The organism is Mammaliicoccus sp. J-M40 (genome assembly GCF_022386395.1).
Classification (GTDB): domain Bacteria; phylum Bacillota; class Bacilli; order Staphylococcales; family Staphylococcaceae; genus Mammaliicoccus; species Mammaliicoccus lentus.
On the sequence record NZ_JAJNIQ010000005.1, the window covers coordinates 114,573 to 133,464 of the forward strand.

At 32.7% G+C, this 18,892-nt stretch carries 16 protein-coding genes; 10 read left to right on the top strand and 6 right to left on the bottom strand.

The window, feature by feature from the left end:
• Positions 1-8: 8 nt before the first annotated feature.
• From LQ688_RS07975 to LQ688_RS07985, 3 genes are read left to right on the top strand one after another with little or no spacing between them, the layout of a single operon-like run.
• Positions 9-701, top strand: coding sequence for an L-ribulose-5-phosphate 4-epimerase (locus tag LQ688_RS07975; protein WP_016999330.1), 693 nt, complete (start codon positions 9-11; stop codon positions 699-701).
• Positions 702-721: 20 nt separating this feature from the next.
• The gene (gene araA / locus LQ688_RS07980) at positions 722-2,143 is read left to right on the top strand and encodes an L-arabinose isomerase (protein WP_275582779.1); all 1,422 of its coding nucleotides are present in this window, start codon (positions 722-724) and stop codon (positions 2,141-2,143) included.
• A 48-nt stretch (positions 2,144-2,191) separates the two neighbouring features.
• The gene (locus LQ688_RS07985) at positions 2,192-3,562 is read left to right on the top strand and encodes a sugar porter family MFS transporter (RefSeq protein WP_239705309.1); all 1,371 of its coding nucleotides are present in this window, start codon (positions 2,192-2,194) and stop codon (positions 3,560-3,562) included.
• A gap of 242 nt (positions 3,563-3,804) precedes the next feature.
• Here LQ688_RS07985 and LQ688_RS07990 read toward each other — a convergent pair whose 3' ends face one another.
• Positions 3,805-4,038, bottom strand: coding sequence for a DUF3923 family protein (locus LQ688_RS07990; RefSeq protein WP_064211238.1), 234 nt, complete (start codon positions 4,036-4,038; stop codon positions 3,805-3,807).
• A gap of 132 nt (positions 4,039-4,170) precedes the next feature.
• On the opposite strand from LQ688_RS07990, the gene LQ688_RS07995 reads away from it, so the two are divergent.
• Together LQ688_RS07995 and aldA are read left to right on the top strand one after the other, a co-directional pair.
• Positions 4,171-5,046, top strand: a complete 876-nt coding sequence (locus LQ688_RS07995; protein ID WP_103268712.1) for a helix-turn-helix transcriptional regulator — start codon at positions 4,171-4,173, stop codon at positions 5,044-5,046.
• Between the two features lie 162 nt (positions 5,047-5,208).
• Positions 5,209-6,633: an aldehyde dehydrogenase gene (aldA, locus tag LQ688_RS08000; protein ID WP_103268713.1), complete on the top strand. Its 1,425-nt coding sequence runs from the start codon at positions 5,209-5,211 to the stop codon at positions 6,631-6,633.
• A gap of 88 nt (positions 6,634-6,721) precedes the next feature.
• Here aldA and LQ688_RS08005 read toward each other — a convergent pair whose 3' ends face one another.
• The gene (locus LQ688_RS08005) at positions 6,722-7,570 is read right to left on the bottom strand and encodes a CPBP family intramembrane glutamic endopeptidase (protein WP_103268714.1); all 849 of its coding nucleotides are present in this window, start codon (positions 7,568-7,570) and stop codon (positions 6,722-6,724) included.
• A 156-nt stretch (positions 7,571-7,726) separates the two neighbouring features.
• Here LQ688_RS08005 and LQ688_RS08010 point away from each other — a divergent pair, with 156 nt between their 5' ends.
• Entirely contained in the window at positions 7,727-8,737 is a 1,011-nt protein-coding gene (locus LQ688_RS08010) for an aldose epimerase family protein (RefSeq protein ID WP_218729811.1), read from the top strand.
• 74 nt (positions 8,738-8,811) lie between these two features.
• On the opposite strand, the gene LQ688_RS08015 is transcribed toward LQ688_RS08010, so the two are convergent.
• From LQ688_RS08015 to LQ688_RS08030, 4 genes are all read right to left on the bottom strand, one after another.
• Complete coding sequence (locus LQ688_RS08015; RefSeq protein WP_016999338.1) at positions 8,812-10,032, bottom strand: metal-dependent hydrolase family protein; 1,221 nt, start codon at positions 10,030-10,032, stop codon at positions 8,812-8,814.
• 19 nt (positions 10,033-10,051) lie between these two features.
• On the bottom strand, positions 10,052-11,218 hold the full coding sequence (locus tag LQ688_RS08020; RefSeq protein WP_103268716.1) for a hypothetical protein: 1,167 nt from the start codon (positions 11,216-11,218) through the stop codon (positions 10,052-10,054).
• 353 nt (positions 11,219-11,571) lie between these two features.
• A complete protein-coding gene (locus LQ688_RS08025) occupies positions 11,572-12,933 on the bottom strand; it encodes an amino acid permease (protein WP_016999340.1) in 1,362 nt (453 codons plus the stop codon).
• A gap of 460 nt (positions 12,934-13,393) precedes the next feature.
• The gene (locus LQ688_RS08030; protein WP_239706282.1) at positions 13,394-15,388 is read right to left on the bottom strand and encodes a catalase; all 1,995 of its coding nucleotides are present in this window, start codon (positions 15,386-15,388) and stop codon (positions 13,394-13,396) included.
• Positions 15,389-15,576: 188 nt separating this feature from the next.
• Here LQ688_RS08030 and LQ688_RS08035 point away from each other — a divergent pair, with 188 nt between their 5' ends.
• From LQ688_RS08035 to LQ688_RS08050, 4 genes are read left to right on the top strand one after another with little or no spacing between them, the layout of a single operon-like run.
• Positions 15,577-15,891 carry a PTS sugar transporter subunit IIB gene (locus tag LQ688_RS08035; protein ID WP_016999342.1) on the top strand — a complete coding sequence of 105 codons (315 nt, stop codon included), beginning with the start codon at positions 15,577-15,579 and terminating at the stop codon, positions 15,889-15,891.
• A 9-nt stretch (positions 15,892-15,900) separates the two neighbouring features.
• Positions 15,901-17,181 carry a PTS cellobiose transporter subunit IIC gene (gene celB, locus LQ688_RS08040; protein ID WP_064211230.1) on the top strand — a complete coding sequence of 427 codons (1,281 nt, stop codon included), beginning with the start codon at positions 15,901-15,903 and terminating at the stop codon, positions 17,179-17,181.
• A gap of 17 nt (positions 17,182-17,198) precedes the next feature.
• On the top strand, positions 17,199-17,513 hold the full coding sequence (locus LQ688_RS08045) for a PTS sugar transporter subunit IIA (protein WP_016999344.1): 315 nt from the start codon (positions 17,199-17,201) through the stop codon (positions 17,511-17,513).
• Complete coding sequence (locus tag LQ688_RS08050; RefSeq protein WP_016999345.1) at positions 17,510-18,892, top strand: glycoside hydrolase family 1 protein; 1,383 nt, start codon at positions 17,510-17,512, stop codon at positions 18,890-18,892. Before LQ688_RS08045 ends, LQ688_RS08050 begins: the two co-directional genes overlap by 4 nt.

The following is an 18,892-nucleotide window of genomic DNA, read 5'->3' on the forward strand; positions in this document are numbered from 1 at the left end:
GTGTAAACATGTTAGAAAAATTAAAAAAAGAAGTGTTTGAAGCAAACCTCGAATTACCAAGAAGAGAACTCATTAAATATACATGGGGTAATGTCAGTGCAATCGACAGAGAAAGTAATTTATTCGTCATTAAACCAAGTGGCGTCGATTACGATGTAATGACTGCAGATGACATGGTCGTTTGTAATTTAGATGGCGAAGTAATCGAAGGTGAATTAAATCCCTCTTCAGACATGCCTACACACGCAGTGTTATATAAATCATTCAAAGATATTGGCAGCATCGTTCATACACATTCTACTTGGGCAACGATTTGGTCACAAGCCGGATTAGATGTACCTGTTTATGGAACGACACATGCTGATACATTCTTTGGACCAGTTCCATGTGCAAGGCATTTAACAGAAGAAGAGATTAATAAAAATTATGAACATGAAACAGGGAACGTCATTGTTGAAACTTTTGAAGAAAGAAATATAAATCCAAATGAAGTGCCAGGAGTACTCTTACATGGTCACGCACCATTTGTTTGGGCAGAAAATGCAGAGAAAGCTGTAATGAATGCGGTAGTACTAGAAGAAGTATGTAAGATGAATTTGTTTACACTTCAATTAAATCAAGAAAGCGAACACTTACCAAATAGAATCTTGAATAAACATTATGAAAGAAAACACGGAGAAAATTCATATTACGGACAATAATCTAAAGGAGGAAAATAAAAATGAGTAATCAAAAAGAATTTTGGTTTTTTGTAGGATCACAAGAGTTATATGGGGACAAAGCATTAAATCAAGTGAAAGCCAATGCTCAAACAATTGTAGACACTTTAAATAAAGAAGGAAACTTACCTTATCCAATTAAATTAAAAGAAGAGTTAGCAATATCACAAAATGTAATTACATCAGTTATGAAAGAAGCTAACTACAAAGATGAAGTACAAGGTGTTATCACATGGATGCATACATTCTCTCCAGCAAAAATGTGGATTAGAGGTACACGAATTTTACAAAAACCGCTTCTACACTTTGTTACTCAATTTAATAATCATATTCCATGGGACACAATTGATATGGATTACATGAACTTGCACCAATCAGCACATGGTGATAGAGAATATGGTTACATAAATGAAAGATTAAAGAAAAATAATGAAGTAATCGTTGGTCATTGGCAAGAAGCCGAAGTACAAGAACAAATTAGTCGTTGGATGAATGTAGCATATGCATACAACGAAAGCTTCAATATCAAAGTTGCGAGATTCGGAGACAATATGAGAAATGTTGCTGTGACAGAAGGCGATAAGATAGAAGCTCAAATTCAATTAGGTTGGACAGTAGATTATTTCGGAATTGGTGACTTAACATCAATTGTTAATGAAGTTTCTGAACAAGAAGTAAATAACTTATTCGATGAATATAAAACGTTATACGACTTTGATTATGGTGACTATGAAGTGAGCGAATGGGAAAGTTCAGTTAAAGAACAAATCAAATATGAAATTGCCATTAAACGATTTTTAGATACAGGTGGTTATACAGCATTTACTACTAACTTTGAAGATTTATATGGCATGGAACAATTACCAGGCTTAGCAGTTCAAAGATTGAATGAACAGGGATATGGCTTTGCTGGAGAAGGAGATTGGAAAACTGCAGCTTTAGATAGGTTATTAAAAGTGATGTCTCACAATACGCAAACAGGTTTCATGGAAGATTACACATATGAAATGAGATCAGGACGTGAAGCAATACTTGGTTCACATATGTTAGAAGTAGATCCTACTTTAGCAAAAACAAAACCAAAAATTGTCGTAAACCCACTTGGTATTGGAGGTAAAAATGACCCAGCAAGATTAGTATTTGATGGAGAAGCTGGAGAGGGCGTAATTGTATCTATTTCAGATATGGGAACTCATTTTAGAATGTTAATCAATGAAGTAGAAGCATTTGTTCCAGAAGAAGCGGCACCTCATTTACCAGTTGCACGTGTGATTTGGAAAGTAAAACCAGGTTTTCATGAAGGTATAAAAGAATGGATCACTCAAGGTGGCGGTCACCATACAGTCATATCTTTAAGCTTAACAAAAGAACAAATCGTAACTTTAGCAACATTGTTTAACCTGGAATATAAGTTAATTAACTAGGCAAATTCGATAATTTAATTCAAATCTCAATAACAAAGGGGAATGAAAATGGGAGATAAAAAGCCAAAGACAGGTTTAATATATGCATTTGGTGCTTTCGGAGGATTTTTATTTGGATATGATATCGGTATTATAAACGGAGCTTTACCAGGAATTAAAGAAACATGGGAAATCAGTCCATTACTAGAAGGAACAATTACTTCAATACTATTTTTAGGTGCAATGATTGGTGCAGTTTCAATGGCGCCATTAGCTGATAAATGGGGCAGAAAAATGATGATTCTAATTACAGCAATTATCTTCGCTGTTGGATCATTAGCTTGTGGTTTTTCAGGGAATCCAGAAATATTAATTGTTTCTAGATTTATACTAGGTATTTCAGTTGGTTCGGCTTCGGCTCTCGTACCAATGTACATGGGAGAAATATCTCCACCAGTCATCAGAGGTAAAATATCTGGTTTGAACCAATTGATGATAACAATCGGTATGCTTATATCTTATGGTGTGAACTATGCATTTATAGGTGTCTTTGAAGGTTGGAGATGGATGCTAGGAGGCGCAGTTGTACCAGCAATTGTACTCTTCATAGGCGCATTTATTTTACCAGAATCACCTAGATACCTAATTAAAAAAGGGCTAACAGATTTAGCATTAAGTAATTTGAAGAAAATTAGAACAGAACGTGAAGCAGAAAGAGAATATAGAGAAATATTACAAATTAATGAAGCAATCAGTAAAGAACAGAAGAAATTCAAACTTACAAAAGCTGTTACATTTTCAGTATTTGTCGGTTGTTGTGTAACATTTTTACAACAAATACAAGGTGCAAATACAATTTTCTACTACTCATCACAAATACTTGGGGATGTGTTTGGATCAACAATCAGTGGTGTAATTTCAACAGTGGGTGTCGGTGTTGTCTTCGTGCTAGCAACAATTGTGACATTGATATTTGTAGATAAGTTTAATAGAAAAACATTATTTATGTCCGGATCAATAGGAATGGGACTATGCTTATTATTAGTAGGTATTATTTATCCATATACAAATGACGGACATATGTGGGCAATATCACTCGTATTTATTTTTATATGCGTATATGTCATATTTTATGCATATTCTTGGGCAGCAGTTACTTGGATTGTAGTAGGAGAACTGTTCCCAAGTGAAGCAAGAGGGATGGCGACAGGAATAGCATCAATGGTTAACTGGTTAGGAAATATCGTAGTCGCATTATTCTTCCCTGTACTTATGCAAAGCATTGGATTAAGTAATATATTCTTTATGTTTGCGGGTATATGTGTGATAGGTTTCTTATTCTCTAAATATGTATTATATGAAACAAAAGGAAAAACACTAGAAGAAATCGAATTATACTTAGATGACCGTATGAATGAACCAGCGGAATCAAATGCATAAAATAGATAATGAATAAAATGAGAGCTCTCTTCAACGTAGACACTGAAAAGTGGAAACAATGAAGAGAGTTTTTTGATGGTGGAAGATTTGGGAGCGGATGTTGCAAGACGAGTGCCAGTTGCAATATAAAGGGTTAGGATGTTGCAAGACAAGTACCACGTGCAATATAGAGTGTTAGAATGTTGCAAGACGGGCTCCACGTGCAACATTGTGATATCGTAAATCATTTCAAAGCCCTTTTATTATGTGCTTTGTCTTTTAGAAACAACAATATTAAAAATTAACCATATTAATTGTAGTAAAAATGGGAAAATGAATGCTAGAAATAATATACCAATATTAACCCATTTTAATTCTATGGTTTGAGTGACACCTCCAGCATCTTGATCTCTAAACCATAAAAATAATGAAATAGCAGTGAAAGAAGCCAGTTCAAAAATACTAACAATCCACCATAAAACCCAAGATAGTTTCATAACTGTCACCTCAATATACTCTATTTATAAAATAAGGATACATATCGAATGATACTATTTTAAAAATAGCAAATAAAGTCAAGATTTAATGAATTTAAATAGCTAATATAATATCTAGAGGAGGTGATTACTTTGAAATATGATACTATCATTCAAAAAACAATTAATTGGATTGAAAATAACTTACACGAAGATATTTCTTCTACTGATATATCAAGCGTTGCAGGATTTTCAAAATATCATTTTCATAGAGTGTTTTTGTCATTTACCGGTATGTCTTTTGCTAATTATATCAGAATACGAAGACTCACAAATGCTGCTAATTTATTAATTAATACTGAAGAGAAGATAATAGACATAGCATTTTATTATCAATTTGAATCACAAGAATCTTTTACGAGAGCTTTTAGAAAATATTATGGTTTACCACCTGGACGATACAGAAAGTTGATGACTAATGTAAATAGAAAAAAGGAGGATTTTATAATGAATAATGAAATTAAAGGTTGGTTTATTAGTGGCAGTGATCCTTTTGATTATGAAATGGGAATAGATCATACAAATGTATATCAAGGTAAAGCATCAGGTTTTTTAAAATCAAAAAATGGTAGAAAGCCAAATGGTTTTGCCACAATGATGCAACAGTTTAGTGCCAAATCATATAAAAATAACCGAATGAAATTATCAGCTTTTATTAAAACTGATAATGTTCAAGAAACTGTTGGGTTGTGGATGAGAATAGATAATAAGTCAGAAGACATATTACAATTTGACAATATGAGTGATCGCCCAATTGTTGGTACAAATAATTGGAATATATATTCGATTGTTCTTGATGTACCAGATAGTAGTGAAATAATATCTTTTGGATTATTATTACAAGGATCAGGTAAGGCTTGGATTGATGGTATACGTTTTACGAGTGTAGATAAAAATACTCCTTCAACTAACATGAATTTGGACCGTGTACTTTTAGATAAACCAATTAATTTAACATTTGAAGATTGAAAATACTTTAATTTACGGTGCTGTTTTATTTGTAGTTTTAGGAATTATTATTCAATCATTTAACATATTCTTTGATTAGAATGTACATTCACATTCTATCCTCTATATTTGTTTACTTAATTCTTTTCAAGGGAATTATTTAATAAAAAGGGAGGTCATTTTGTGAATAAGTTATTTATTAATGGTCAGTTTGTTGAAAGTAAATCTACTGAAGATTTAGATGTTATTAACCCTGCGACTGAAGAGGTTATCGATACAGTGACTTTAGCGAATGAAGATGATGCTGAGAAGGCTATTAAAGGTTCTAATGCTGCTCAGTTGGAATGGGAAAAGGTTAATATTATTAAACGTGCAAAAATAGTTGAGGCATTGGCTGAAAAACTTGAGAAAAACAAAGATGAACTTGCTAAAATTTATGTAGAAGAGCAAGGTAAAATATATAGTTCTGCTATTGGAGAAATTGATAAGTCTATTGAATATATTAAATATATGTGTAGCTTAGCTAGAAAGAATAACGGTGAGGTTCTTCAAAGTGAGGTTGAAAATGAAACTGTTATTCTTACTAAAAAACCTGTAGGGACAACTGTCGGTATTATTCCATGGAACGCACCAATATTTGTATTAATGAGAAAGCTTATTCCGGCTCTTGTTACAGGTTGTTCTATTGTTGTAAAACCAAGTGAAGAAACACCTTTCGGAACTTTCAAAATAGCTGAATATATCCAAGAAACAGATATACCAGATGGCCTTGTTCAAATTTTAACGGGTACTGGCTCAGATGTCGGCAATTATCTATCTCAAAGTAAAAATGTAGATTTTATTTCTATTACGGGCAGTATCGGTGCTGGAAAATCTGTTATGGAGAATGCAGCTAGTAATGTTAAAGGTGTAAACTTAGAACTTGGTGGTAAAGCACCAGCGATTGTAACGAAAAATGCAGATTTAGAAAAAGCTGCTGAATACATTGTACAAGCAAGAATTAATAATAGTGGTCAAGTATGTACATGTCCTGAGCGTATATATGTTGAAAAAGACGTATTCAATGACTTTTTAGAAATCGTTAAGCGTAAAATGAAAGACGTTCGCCCTGGAGATCCTAATGATAAAGAAACAACGATGGGATCGATGATTAACCAAAAACAATTATCAGCAGTAGATGACAAGGTACAAACTGCCATTAAGGAAGGTGCGAAAGTAGAATTAGGTGGTAATATAATAGATCGTAAAGGATTCTTCTATGAACCAACAGTGTTAACGAATTTATCTAAAGATTCTGTAGCGATGAAAGAAGAAATCTTTGGACCAGTATTACCGATTGTTAGTTATGACGCTTTCGACGAAGCCATAGATGAAGCGAACAATACTGAATATGGTCTTTCTTCTTATATATTTACTGAAAACCTAAAAGAAGCAATGTTAGCAAGTGAAAGATTAAAATTCGGAGAAGTATATGTTAATTGTGAAGCAGAAGAAGCAATTGTAGGTTATCATGCAGGATGGCGTCAATCAGGATTAGGTGGCGCAGATGGTATTAACGGATTTGAAGAATATTTAAATACGACAGTAACTTATATACGTTATGAATAAAATGAGTTAGGTATGAGAACTTTTTTAAAAAATTCAGGCTGAGACATTTATTAATGTCTCAGCCTAATTTATTTGTAACGCTAAATAATTAGATTTTGGAACTCTTTCTCTTAACTAAAGCGAGGATTGATAATATTAATATACTACCAATAATAACCCAGCCAAAGGATAAATAGATAACCATAATTCCAGGAATATCTTCTTTAAAAGAGATGAGGTTAGGGTATTTTGGGTTCGTTCCATTTGAAGCTATATACCTTGTAACGCCTAAGTAAACAAGGTGAAATAGTATGTTAACCCAAAGTGAGCCACTACAGTATTTGTATAACTGTAATGCAATACCAAATGTAAATATAAGAATAACGTAAGATATATTTATATCTAGAGATTTATTTAGGACGAAGCTCGTCACTGTTGTTGAGAACGTTGCTATACAAACAAATAATATTGGTTGAAGAAATATTGTAACGATAAAACGGAATTTTTTACTTAACTCGTTTAATACTAAACCACGTATAAAAACCTCTTCAGGAAATGCTTCATATAAAAAAGCAGTAACAATATTTAATAATATAGCTGAGATAACTCCAGAAGATAAATTGAACTGAATGTCTCTAATTAATCCAAGCTGATAAGCAGATAATAACCCTAAAACAACTAATATAAAAGGCGTTAAAATAGCTACTAATGTATATTTAGTAACTTTAAATTGAGTTAATGATAAAGATTTTAATATATCTTTATTTTTTCTTGAAATAATGAATAATGTTATTAATGTTGCTAATGAAAAGACAACACCTTGTACTATTACAGTCATATTCCAAGATAATAAATTTTGTTCATGAAAGAAATTACCGATAATACTTGAAAGAGAAAGTAATAATGAAGCTAATAACGCATACCATATAAGGCTAAGAAGACTAAAGTTTTTAGACATGAAAATTTTCTCCCTTATGAATATATTGATTTTGCATTGAGTAATTAAATTATTTTTTCTTTATTAAGAAGTATAACTTAAACCAGATTTGTTTTATATGTTGTGTTAAAATTTATAGTAAGTAAACGTTATCATATAAAGAATAGGGGTAAGGTAATGGCTTTTAATATTGAAACTTTAGATAAAGATAAAAATATTGATTTAATAACAATTTATGATGATTATTCAGAAATAAAATTCACGAACTTTGGTATGAGAATAGTCGATTGGAAAGTTAATGGTAGATCTATTGTTTTAGGGCCGGATGCACAAGATGACTTAATTCAATATTATGAAGAAAATCCATATTTTTTTGGTGCTACTATAGGTAGATACGGTGGCAGAATTGATGGTGGAAAGTTTGAGTTAAACGATCAAATGTATGAATTAGAACAAAATGACTCTGAGCATAATTTACACGGTGGTTCTAACGGATTACATACTCAAATTTGTGATTATGAAATTATAAATGATGATGAAGCGGTCACTATCATATATAATGCTGAACTGTTATCAAAAAATGATCATTTCCCAGGTGATATTCAAATTAAAGTCTTCCATCGTTACGATTTATCAAAAATGGAGTGGACGATTAATTACGAAGCTACTAGTACAGAGGATACATTATTTAATCCAATGAATCATGTATACTTTAATTTAAATAAAATTGAACAAAGAATTGATAATCACGAAATTAAAAATAAAAATCTTCAAATGTACACATTGAATGACAAACAAATTGTTAAAAATGAAGAAACAGTAAATCTTAATGAAACGATTGATAAAAAATATTTATCTTTTAAAGATATATTCGAAAGTGGTTTGAATCAAATAGAGAAATATAATGGAATAGACCATCCAATCAAAATAAATGAGGATACATTCACAGTAACAAATGGAGAAATGGAAGTTAGTATGACGACAGATAATGACGTCGTTGTTCTATTTACATTAAACGACGTAGACTGGAATGACAGTAAAAATAGTATAGTCGAACACGGAGGCTTTACATTAGAAGCCCAATCCATTCCTGATGACATCCATTTATATGGTGAAAAAGCACCATCTATATTAAGAAAAGGAAAAACGTATAAAAGCGAGACAAGTTATAAGGTGAATGTAATCTAGTAAATTTAAATAACATACCAACATAAAAAAACTGACCTCATACTCAATTTGAGGTCAGTTTTTTTATGTTCTAATTATGCTCTAACATCTTTTACAATTTTACCGTCTATAGCTACGACTTTAATCTTGTTTGGATCTCTCAATACTGCGATATCCTCTAATGGGTTTTGTTCTAGTAAAATAAAGTCGGCTTTTTTACCTTCTTCGATTGTACCGAGTTCATCATCGTATCCTAAACATTCTGCAGCAACTTTAGTGGATGATACGATTGCTTCCATTTCAGTCATACCGTGCTCAACCATAAGCTCTAACTCTCTAAGGTTTGTACCGTGTTTGAATACACCTGCATCTGTGCCCATCGCGATTTTAACACCTGCTTGATGTGCTTTTTTGAAACTGTCGATATGATCTTGCATAACTTGTTTTGATTTATTGATTGAGTTTTCACTCATACCTAATTCAGTTGCGAATTCAATAACTGAAAGTGGAGCGAGTAGTGTTGGAACAAGATACATATCTTTTTCTTTCATGAGTTTAACAGCTTCATCGTCTAAATAAATACCATGTTCAATTGAATGGATACCCGCTTCAATACATTGTTTAACGCCTTCTAAACCTTGAGCGTGCGCCATTACTTTACGATTATTTCTAAATTGTGCTTCTTCTACAATAACTTTTAATTCTTCTAATGAAAATTGTGTGTAGTCTGGATGATCGGTAGCACTTGTTACGCCACCTGTTGCATGTACTTTAAGCACATCTGCTCCAGCTCTTAACATTTCACGAGCTTTTTTACGTACTTCCTGTACACCGTCACAAATTCCATTTGGCATACCTGGATATCCATCTTGTAAAATTGGTAGTTGGATGCCAGATTTAGTATAGCTATCACCATGACCTCCTGTAATAGTTAATGCGTTCACACTAATTTGTAAGCGAGGTCCTAACACTAACCCGTCATTGACAGCTTCTTTTACGCCTAAATCCGCACCTAATGCATCTCGAACTGTTGTTACACCAGCATCAACTGTGCGTTTTAAATGATCCATTGCTTTATAGAAATTATATGAAAATGGAGTAGATAAACGGTTTTCAAGTGGTTCCATTTCTAGCATCACATGTACGTGGCTATCTATCATACCAGGCAATAAATATTGTCCTTTACCATCTAACGTATCTTCACCACTTAAATTTTGACCAATTTTAGTGATTACACCATTTTCGACTTTGATATCAACATTTTGTTGAACTTCATTCCCTGTACCATCAATTAAATTTATATTTTTTACAATCATGTTTTTTCCTCCTATGTTGTTAAATAAAGTTCATAAGAATAGATGTCAGAATAACAGAAGCTACTGTTACCGTCGTGAATCCGCCGATAATCATTGGACTCAGTAACTCGTTAAATACATCTTCACGTTCATCCTTATCGTCTGTAACTGAGCGACTTACTTCTTCACATAAAATAAAATCTCCCGGGAAACCATAAAGTGCTGTTAAAGCAACAGGTAACGCTTTAGTCGGTCTCCAACCGATTAATTTCGCTCCTACATAACCCCCGATTAAAATACCGATTGTACCGATGATAAGAATAGAAAGGATAGCAGGTAGGTACGCCCAAAGATCTTGAGGTTTGATACCACCCATTGAACCGATAACAATTAAAATAATTGTAACCATCATAATAGTGAACGATTGGTTATGTTGCATTTCTTTTTCTTCGAACAAGCCAACTTTTAAACCTATAACCCCGAATAGTAGGCTAAGAAGTGTATAGTGGATACCTGTAACACCACCAATAATGAAAGCAAGACTTGCCAAGAAGAACATAATAAATAATCTAATGACGTTATTTTGTAACAAAGGATTTTTGTTAAAAATATTTTCTTTTTTAGTTTTATCTTTATCAGAAATTGTTGCGACATTTTTATCATGTTCACGATTCTTAAGATAATAACGTGAATATCGTTTCATTAATATAGCACTTAGAGGCATACCAATTACGCCTTGTAATGCCTGAACAATTGCAGGTAATACAATTAAATTAGCTAAACCTAAGTCTTGTAACTTTTCAACTGTAATAAGTAGAGCTACAATACCGCCTGCAATAGGTCCTACACCAGAAGCTGCAGTACGAAAATCGAACATTAACGTTACAAAAACAAGAATTAATGTTGTAGAACCGATAATACCGAATACAGAAATAACAACAGCTTTCCATTGTGATTTTAGAATGTGTAACGGCATCATTGTCCCCATATGCATAATAACTGGTCCAATAACAAGCGCACCAAGCGAAGGTAATATGGCGTTATCTAAAATTTTCTCAGGTAATACTCCGGCCCATGTTAATAACAAATAACTGACCATTGCTGTTAATAACATTGGAACACGCGCTTTAGTTAAATAAGAGATGATTTCTCCTAAAACAATTAGTGCAAATAAAATAGTTGCTGAAATTAGTGGTTCGCTCACCATAACCTTCACTTCCTTTTCTTTATAATGAAATCGATTTTAGCACATAAGAATACATTAGTTAATAGTATATTCTAAATTTTTAGAATATATAGATAAATATTATACTTATAATTTGATTTCATATTTATAAAGAATAGAAATAGTAATATTATGAATGAGAATAGAGCGAGTGAGGATGCTTAGTTAGAAAAATTTGTAGATGAAGATGCCCTTATTGTCAATTCTTCGTAAACGTGTCAACAAGGGTACTCTTATTGTCAATTCTTCATAAACGTGTCAACAAAACCTTTTATACATACAAAAACAGGCGAACCCTATAACATGAAGGGCTCACCTGTTTATTCTATAAACTATTAATGTTTAGCAGTTTTTCTGTTTTTATTAATGTAATATACGCTTACTAATAAGATAATCCATAATGGTGAATACATCAAAGCTGTTCTTGTATCTTCTGCTAAGAATAAAACGACGAGTACAAATGCGAAGAAGATTAATGACAAGTATGATCCGATAACACCGAATGGGTTCTTGAATTTTGATTTTTTGTGTAATGCTGCATCTTCTCTTCTATATTTTATATAACAAATTAAAATTACTGACCAAATAAAGATGAAGAATATTGTTGCAAGTGTTGTGACGAGTGTAAATACATCGTCTGGAATAAAGTAATTTAATATTGCAGCGAAGAATAATACTACGCCTGAGAAAATTAGAGCAGGATATGGCACACCGCGTTTGTTTGTTTTACTTAATCCTTCTGGTGCATGTCCTGTTTGACCAAGTCCATAGACCATACGGCTATTACTAAATAATCCGCTGTTTGCTGCACTTGCTGCTGATGTTAATACAACAAAGTTTACAATACCTGCAGCTGCTGGTATACCTGCTAATACGAATAAATTAACGAACGGGCTTTCTGTTGCAGAAACTTTATTCCAAGGTGTAATACTCATAATAATGAGCAAACTTAATACGTAGAAAATTAATATACGGATACCTATTGAATTCACAGCTTTAGGTAAATTCTTTTCAGGGTCTTTCGTTTCTCTAGCTGTTACACCTACAAGTTCAATACCTACAAAGCTGAACACCGCCATTTGAAAGGCGAGTAAGAATCCCATCGGACCATTCGGGAAGAAACCACCGTGTGTGTATAAGTTATGGAACCCAGATTGAATACCAGTAGTTGATTTGAAACCAGTAAATATTAACCAGAATCCAATCACTATTAATAACACAATAGCGATTACTTTAATTAATGCGAACCAAAATTCGATTTCGCCAAATAATTTAACTGTTAATAAGTTTAAACCTAATAAGATGACTACAGTTGCGATAGCAGAAACGTAAGAGGGTATACTTGGATACCAAAATTGTATGTATTTTGCTACTGCGGTAATATCTGCAATACCTGTTGCTACCCAACAGAACCAATAAGTCCAACCAGTTAAAAATCCAAATAAATGTCCTAAATAATGTTCGGCTATATCTGTGAACGAATTATATTCACTGTTAGATAATAGTAACTCTCCTAATGCTCTCATCATTACAAATAGGAAAAATCCTATAATAATATATACTAATAAAATTGATGGACCGGCTAATGAAATACTTTTACCAGCTCCAAGAAACAGGCCAGTACCAATTGCGCCACCAATTGCAATCAACTGAATATGTCGACTGGACATACTCCGTTGTAACTCATGATTATCCATTTATTTCAGCTCTCCTTAATCTTAAAAAAACACATGTGAAAATTTGTATAACAAATTTCAATATAAAAAGCATTATACTACGAAATTTAGAAAAAAACAGAAGAAATTATATTTATACATTGTTTACAATATTTTTAAGGATAAGGAATATGTCAATGTAAGCGTTTAACATATTATTTTTTAATAATTTGTGATAGGTAACGTATAAATAACATTAAAGGTACATAAATATTACTAGGATAATCATGAAAACACTTATATTAATATAGGAAAATCAGTGACATAAAACCAATATTTAAAAAATCTTGCTTCTACATCGATACTATACAAAAATGAAATACAGGTCGATAAAATAAAAATATCGAACCGCAAACGCAAAATACAGTCCGATAAATAAAAATATCGAACCGCAAATAAAAAAGCTGAGGCATAAAATGTATGCCTCAGCTTAACCAGTATATTATTTTCTGTCCCAATATCTTGCGCGATCAAATGCTTTTACGATTGTTTCTGGTTCGTCAGATATAAATACGCCAGGAGCATCAATTTTTAATTTTGCATTTCCTAATCCTTGGGATGCTGCTTTGTTTACAATCAATGGTTTATTGTGTTTGTAAGTGAGCTCAACGAATTCTTCTACTTGAGGCTTAATGTCACTGCCGTCTGATAATACGATTGTACTATCGAATAATGTTGAATGTGCAGTGTCAAATGTCTCAGTAATACCAAAGTCTTCGCTTAAGTTCTCAGGATATTGACCTACAAATGCATAGTTTAAGTCGTTTTCAGCAAATGTTTTCGCGTAAGATTTTAATGTGTCTACATCGATATTTCCATTTACTAATACTGCAACTGAATGTGCTGCAATTGGAATATCATATTTTTCCATTGTTAATTGGCTATCTTTCGCATCAGATTGAACTTCTTCATTTTCTTCAGGAACTTCAACGCCAACGTTTTTCGCAACTCGTTCTGCTAATGTGCGATCGACTTTATTTAATTGGTTTACAGCGTTTTGTTTAACCATTATAGAATTACACATACCAATTTCGAATGAGAAACCATCAACAGTATGGTCATATTCTGCTTGGCTTAAACTGTTTAAATAAAGTTTTGCTTGGCTATAATAATCTTTAAAGCTTTCGCTTCGTTTTCGTATTTTATGACCTTCAACTTTTTCTTGATAGTGTTCATAACCGCCTTCTTCTTTCGGTGTAGGATGTGGGTCGTTATTGTTTAATGCATTTTTATGATAAGCAACTTGTCCAGAGTTGATATTCATTTGATGCATCGCATCTCTTTGGTTGTTATGAACTTCATTTACAGGTCTATTAATTGGTATTTGATTAAAGTTTGGTCCACCTAATCTTGAAATTTGAGTATCTGTGTATGAGAATAAACGACCTTGTAATAATGGGTCATTTGAAAAGTCGATACCTGGAACAATATGACCTGGATGGAATGCTGCTTGTTCTGTTTCATCGAATACGTTTGAAACGTTACTATTAAGCGTCATTTTACCTACAACTTCAATTGGTACTTGATCTTCTGGCCAAATTTTTGTAGGGTCTAAAATATCAAAGTCAAAGTCGAATTCTTGCTCTGGTTTAATAACTTGTAGCGCTAATTCCCATTCAGGATAGTCACCTTTTTCAATAGATTCATAAAGATCTTTACGGTGGAAGTCTACGTCTTTACCGTGAAGGATTTGTGCTTCGTCCCAAACTAATGATTCTAATCCGTGTAATGGTTTCCAATGGAATTTCACGAAGTAAGATTGTCCTTCACTGTTAACAAGGCGGAACGTGTGTATACCAAAACCTTCGATTTGTCTAAAGTTTTTAGGAATACCACGGTCACTCATAGCCCAAACTGTAGTATGCGTACTTTCTGGATTTTGCGCAAAGAAGTCCCAAAATGTGTCATGTGCAGTACCACCTTGTGGCATCTCATTATGAGGTTCAGGTTTAACTGCATGAATTAAGTCAGGGAATTTTATAGCATCTTGAATAAAGAATACAGGAATATCGTTACCTACTAAATCGAAAATACCTTCATCAGTATAGAATTTTGTCGCAAATCCGCGCACGTCTCTTACAGTGTCTGGTGAACCTTTAGAACCTTGAACTGTTGAAAATCTTACAAATACGGGTGTCGTTTTCTCAGGATGAGTTAGAAAGTCGGCTGAAGTATATTGTGACAAGTCTTTATAAACTTGGAATTCACCGTGGGCACCGAAACCCCTAGCATGTACAATACGTTCTGGAATACGTTCATGGTCAAAGTGCATGATTTTTTCTCTAAAATGAAAGTCCTCTAGTAAACTAGGACCACGTTCACCAACTGTTAACGTGTTTTCATCTTCACTCACTTTAACGCCATTATTTGTCGTCATTGCCTTACCGTCATTGCTTTTAGTTACTTCATCAATTTGTTCTTTCTTTTTGTTACTCAACTCTAAGCCCCCCTAAATATATGATATTAATGTTATTCCCGTTAAAAATTTTAAGAAACATTTATATAGGAAAGAATAAGGAATTTTCAAAATATAACGACGCTTCCTCTATTAGTGGAAAATAGTTGTATCGATATGAAAGCGTATACAATATACAATTGAATTACAAATCAAAGGGGGAAGAAAAAATGAAAAATATTTTATTAGCATGTTCAGCAGGAATGTCTACAAGTCTTTTAGTAACTAAGATGGAAGAAGCGGCTGAAAAGCAAGATATAAATGTAAATATAAAAGCGATGTCTAGTGACAATGCTTTCCACTCACTTGAAGATTATGATGTGTTATTAATAGGTCCACAAATGAGATTTATGAGAAAGAAATTTTTAAAAGCAGCTGAAGACAAAGGTCTTAATTTACCAATTGAAGCAATTGATTCCGTTAGTTATGGAAGAATAGATGGTGAAGGTGTATTAAAACAAGCTTTATCATTACTGGAAGAGTAGGTGATAAATATGCAAAATACATTTATGGAGAAATTGGAAGATGTCTTATTGCCAATAGCAGACAAATTAAACAACAATAAATACTTAGCATCATTAAGAGATGGCTTTATGGTAGCACTGCCATTGATTATATTCGGGTCTATATTTATTGTAATAGCAAACTTTCCATTTTTAGATAAAATACTTTCAGAAAGCCAGTTTACAGCTTGGCAAAATGCTATAAGTCCAGCTTCGGACGCGACGCTCTCGATTATGGGATTATTCGTGATTATAGGAATAGGTTATAAATTAACCCAGCGGAATGAGTTAGAAGGTATTTATGGAGCAGTAACAGCTTTAAGTGCTGTTTTAATACTAACACCACAAGTTGTAGGTAAAACAGAAGGAGTTATACCTACAGAAATACTAGGAGCTAAAGGTATGTTCCTAGGTATAATTGTTTCGATTATTAGTGCCGAACTGTATAGTTACTTCACTAAAAAAGATATAACAATAAAAATGCCGAACGGTGTGCCGGATCAAGTAGCGAAATCGTTTAGTGCATTATTACCTGTTGCCTTTACTTTAACGATATTCGTAGTACTTAAAATTGTAGTAGCTTTAACACCGTTCGAAACGTTACAAAATTTAATTTATACAATAGTGCAAGAACCATTAACTGCTTTAGGAAGAGGCTTACCAGCAACAATTGTAGCAGTACTATTCATTCAAGTATTCTGGTTCTTCGGTTTACATGGACAAATTATTGTAAATACAGTTTTCGATCCAATTTGGTATTCATTAAATAATGAGAACCTTGCAGCATTTAAACAAGGTGTAGAACTACCGAACATCATTACTAAACAGTTTATTGATACATTTTTAGTAGGCATGGGAGGTACTGGTGGAACTTTAGCAGTCGTACTTGGTATTTATCTACTTTGTAGAAGTAAACAAAATAAAGAAATTGCTAAATTAGGTACGCCAGCTTCTATATTTAACGTAAATGAACCGATTTTATTTGGTTTACCTATCATTATGAACCCTTTAGTTATTTTACCTTGGATTTTATCACCAGTTATCATAACGATTGTAAGTTATACATCAATGTACTTAGGACTAGTACCGAAACCATCCGGTGTAATCGTACCATGGACTACACCAATATTTATTAGTGGTTATTTAGCTACAGGTAACTCGTGGCAAGGTGCGATGTTACAGCTAGTGAATTTAGTCATAACATTTGTTATCTGGTGGCCATTCTTAAAATTATTAGATAAAAACTATTTAAGACAAGAAAAAGAAAATTAAAATATGGAGGAAAATTTATGACAGTTTCAATTAACGAAAAGGCATTTCAAATAATATTATATGGTGGGAATGGTCGCTCAAGTGCAATGGAAGCTATCCAATGTGCTAAAGAAAGAAACTTTAAAGAAGCAGAAATGCTTATTTCAGAGGCTGAAAAAGAAATAAATAAAGCTCATAAATTTCAAACAGAATTATTACAAGATGAAGCTAATGGTGAAAGTAGTGAGTTGAATTTATTGCTTATCCATTCTCAAGATCACTTAATGAACGCTATAACAGTAAAAGATTTAGCAAATGAAATGGTAGATTTATATAAGGAGATGAAATCATGACAAAATATATATTTCCAAATGATTTTTGGTGGGGTAGTGCAGCAAGCGCAACGCAAACAGAAGGAACAGATTCAATTAAGGATAAAACAATTTGGGATAAGTGGTATGAAGAAGAACCAAATCGCTTTTTTAACAATGTAGGTCCTAATACAACTTCAGACTTTTATAACAGATATAAAGAAGATATTAAGTTAATGAAAGAAACGGGACATAATTCATTTAGACTTTCAATTTCATGGACTAGATTAATCAACCAAGATACGAACGAAGTAAATGATGATGCTGTTCAATTCTATAATGATGTGATTAATGAATTGAAAGCTAATAATATCGAACCATTTGTTAACTTATATCATTTTGATATGCCTTATAAAAAGCAAGAACAAGGTGGATTTGAATCATTAAGTGTCGTTAATGATTACGTGAATTACGCTGTGAAATGTTTTGAATTGTTCGGTGATCGCGTTAAATATTGGTTCACATTCAATGAACCAATCGTTCCAGTAGAAGGGGGATATTTATACGATTTCCATTATCCTAATATTGTAGATGCCAAACGAGGTTTCCAAGTAGCATTTAATACGGTTCTAGCTAATGCTAAAGTAATAAAAGCTTTCAAAGAAAATGATTTTCAAGGTAAAATCGGTATTATTTTAAACTTAACGCCTTCTTATCCAAGAAGTCAAAATGAAGCGGATTTAAAAGCAGCTAAAATTGCTGATTTATTCTTTAATAAGAGTTTCTTAGATCCTGTAACAAAAGGGAAATACCCAGCAGAATTAGTCGATATATTAAAGGAACATGATTTAGTTCCTCATTATCAACAAGAAGACTTAGCATTAATAGAGCAGTATACAATCGACTTGTTAGGTGTTAACTATTATCAACCTAGAAGAGTAAAAGCTAGAGATACAATGCCTAATCCTGAAGCACCATTTCTACCAGAATATTATTTCGATAATTATGAAATGCCTGGCCGAAAAATGAACCCTTACAGAGGATGGGAGATTTACCCTAAAGGTATATACGATATTATGGTTAACCTTAAAGAAAACTATAACAATATTGAAAGCTTTATATCTGAAAATGGTATGGGTGTTGAGAATGAAAAACGCTTCATCGAAAATGGTGAAATCAATGATGTATATAGAATCGACTTTGTAAAATCACATTTGATATGGTTAAATAAAGCAATACAAGAAGGTGCAAATTGTACGGGATATCACATGTGGACATTCATGGACAATTGGTCTTGGATGAATGCCTATAAAAATAGATATGGCTTTGTATCAGTAAATATAGAAAATGGTGAAAGAACAATCAAACAAAGTGGTAAATGGTTTAAGGAATTAGCTTCAAGTAATGAAATAATTGACTAA